We start from the raw sequence: 3043 nt of genomic DNA, 5'->3' as shown, positions 1-3043 counted from the left end.
ACATGGACATGTACGTGACTTGCACATAGCAGTGCCATCTCATGTGCACACGGTGTGACATGTTGAAGCGGACCCGTTTGGGCACGTGAGGAAACACGTGCCATTTCCGAGCGCGCCACGCCGGGGCCATGTCAAGCAGTGCCACTTCTCCAGTTGAATCCAGCGGCTCCAGGGAGGAGATTCCTGAGTGGGTGGACACGTCAAATGCATCGGATCACGACGCAGGCACGCAGACCTCTCATGCTCAGGGATCCTGCGGCGATGTGGAGGCCTGTGCAAGTCCGGCCAAGGACGCTGGCTTCCTCGAGGTTTGCGAGTTTGACTGTGGGCCCCCCATGCCACGGCGGGACATGGTGAACAAGGGCAACAGCAGAAGCCAGTGTTGGGTGTGTCGACCCTGCTTGTTTGCCATGCGCGCACTGATACGTGCTTGGAGCGCCACGGCCGAGTCCAAGGCAATGTTGGACGAAGTCCGTAGCAAAGACAAGAAAAGGTGGTACGCTCTCGTTCGACAGTGTCGAATCAAGAACAACGCAGAAGAGATCGGGTTGGCAAACATGAGGACACGCAAGCAAGCCGTGCTCACAAGCACGCAGTCCATGTTGCAGGCTGTCGGAGTCGCAGACACGTCCGACATTCTCTGGTTGACTCAGCCACGGTATGTGGCACATCAAATCTACGTCGAGGGCATTGCCGGTCGCACGTTCGAAGAGAAAGAACAAGCTGCATTGGCCAAGTGGGCACGAGACTACGGAAACCCGGATATAGTCCGGCGCGGCACGGGCACGGATACACAACTCGGAGTGCTCGGAGTGCCACGGACACAAGGTTACCGCCGCCGCGAGTCTGCACGACAAGTCAAGTGTGTTGACTCTGTCCATGGTGCCACCGAGATGGCAAATGCACTCAATCTGTTGGCAGATCATGGCACGACGGCGCAGGCTTTGACCGGCAGGGCCATGGGCGACTTCGGCCTCGCCTTCCTCCAGGGCGCGGCTAGCTCAAGCTCAGACACGCAGCCAGCGAGTCTGCCAGCGCGTGTGGCCTCAACACCTCCCATCAATGCAGTGTGCGACCCATCTTTGTTGGAGCCTGCCACGGGCTACTCTGGCACGCCAGAGACATTCGGTGACAAACGCACTCTCGCAACGGGGCCGTCGAGCACAAGTAAACGTGCCAAGGGCGGCGCCACAGGGGCGCTCTTGGACATGCGCACGGACGCTTTGGCCGCAATTAAAAAAGCTTGCCAAGCACATGGCACGGCGCGCACAAACATGGCCGCCCGCTGGGAGGCGCTCTGCACAGCGGGACATGGAAACATGGCAGGTGCACCTCCGGACATGGCAGCTTGGCTGAACACGTTCAAGGACACGCTTGCATATCTCAAAGCGGATGCAAAAAAAGACGTGGGTGCATGGACGCTCTCCACTGCAGGGCCACGCAGTCAGGATCTCACGCAGTACATTGTGAGGCTCGAGCAGGCCAGCACATGCATCGGTGCACAAGTCCAGGCTGCGGAGGAGCTGGCCAAGCGGCGTCGCAAGGAGGCAACATCTGACATGCGGAGAGCTCAGTGTGAGCGCACGCGCTTGCTTGCCCCGTGGCGGTCGGCACACGTGCCAGTGGAAGCTCGCGTGCCGATGCCGTTCCTGCGCTTCATGCTTGAGCACGGCATGTTAGTCAAAGGGCACGGCCTGTTACAGAAAGGGCACGGCAAAGTTGCCGTGCACGATGGCGACGGTGCTCCGCTCATCGACACGAGGCCTTGGGTGTTGTGCTTCAATGCGGCCGGGCCCGGTTCCGACATGGCGCGGCTACGGTCCGCCATCGGAGACAAGCGCATCGACGACGCCGTCACCAAAGCAGACGCGTTCCTCAACCAAGACGGCACCCGCCTCAGTTGCGACACGCGGCTGCCACCACATGGCGGTGGCCACGACAGCTTGGAGGAGCTCGCGTGGGTGCCGAAACAGTGGCGGGACACGTCGCACACGCCGGAGGCGTTACGCTCCCTTGGCACACCGTGGCTTCTGAGTCACGACGTAGCCGCAACACGGGTATGTCCTGAGCAGTGGCCCATGTCAGGGTTTGGACATTTCCTCAGCGTGCAACGGGGTGACATGTTGGCTTGCGTGCTCCCGGCTTCCCCACTGCTGGAGCGCGGCTGCACCATGCACAACTGCGTCTCGTTCCTCGCGCAGTTGCAGTGGCACGATTTCCACACGTTTCTGGTCACGCACTGCCTCTTTGCAGACCTCGTACCGGGGCGTGCATTGTGGGTTCCGTACGGTTGGCGGTGCATATTGCTGACACGGACGCCCAATGACGAGAGCCACGTCCTACACGTCCCCTATGTATGTGCTCGCATGGTCCAAGAGGCGGCCAAGAAGGACGACATCGTTGCGTTTGCCAAGCAGGCTGTGGTGGAGTGGGCTAATACCATGTCAAATGAGGCATGCCTGACACTGGCAAAGGAGGCGAAGACATGGTTGGAGAAAGTGGCCACGCCTGAAATCAAGCGGGCGCAGTCACCGACCGTCGAGCAGATGGCCATTGAGGATGGGTACTCATGACATGCTGCCATTCACGCAAGCAACACCGTTGCATGGGGGACACGGGCTGATGCATGCATCAGATTGCCACGTATTGGGGAGCAAAAGAAAGCACTGGTCACGTCCGTCGCACGTACCGGGTGCATTCAGTTGCTTTTGTGCTGACATACCATGGACAGACAAATGCTACGGTTACTAGTCACGTCCTTTGCGCACGTGCAATGCGCAGAAAATGACATGTTCACTTTTGCTGGCACGCACTCACGACACAGAGTGCTGGCAACAGTCACGCAGACCATGACGGGCACACGTACAACCTCATGCATGTATGCACACATTCAGCGCTTTGTACAGTGCTTTGTACATGGTTTTGATGGAGCCATGTCTACACTGTGTTGTTCATTAACTTGTAGACTGCTTTGTAGACCACTCTGTAGACCAATTTGTAGACTGCTTTGTAGACCGATTTGTAGAATGTTTTGTAGACCCAT

At 58.5% G+C, this 3043-nt stretch carries 1 protein-coding gene; it reads left to right on the top strand.

Going from position 1 to position 3043, the window contains the following annotated elements:
- Positions 1-410: 410 nt before the first annotated feature.
- Positions 411-2573, top strand: coding sequence for a hypothetical protein (locus ABWQ00_RS15755; RefSeq protein WP_353239605.1), 2163 nt, complete (start codon positions 411-413; stop codon positions 2571-2573).
- Positions 2574-3043 lie beyond the last annotated feature (470 nt).

Source organism: Limnohabitans sp. (genome assembly GCF_040400975.1).
GTDB lineage: Bacteria > Pseudomonadota > Gammaproteobacteria > Burkholderiales > Burkholderiaceae_C > Limnohabitans_A.
Note: the sequence above shows the minus strand (reverse complement) of the source record. Positions and strands in the feature narration are given on the sequence as shown.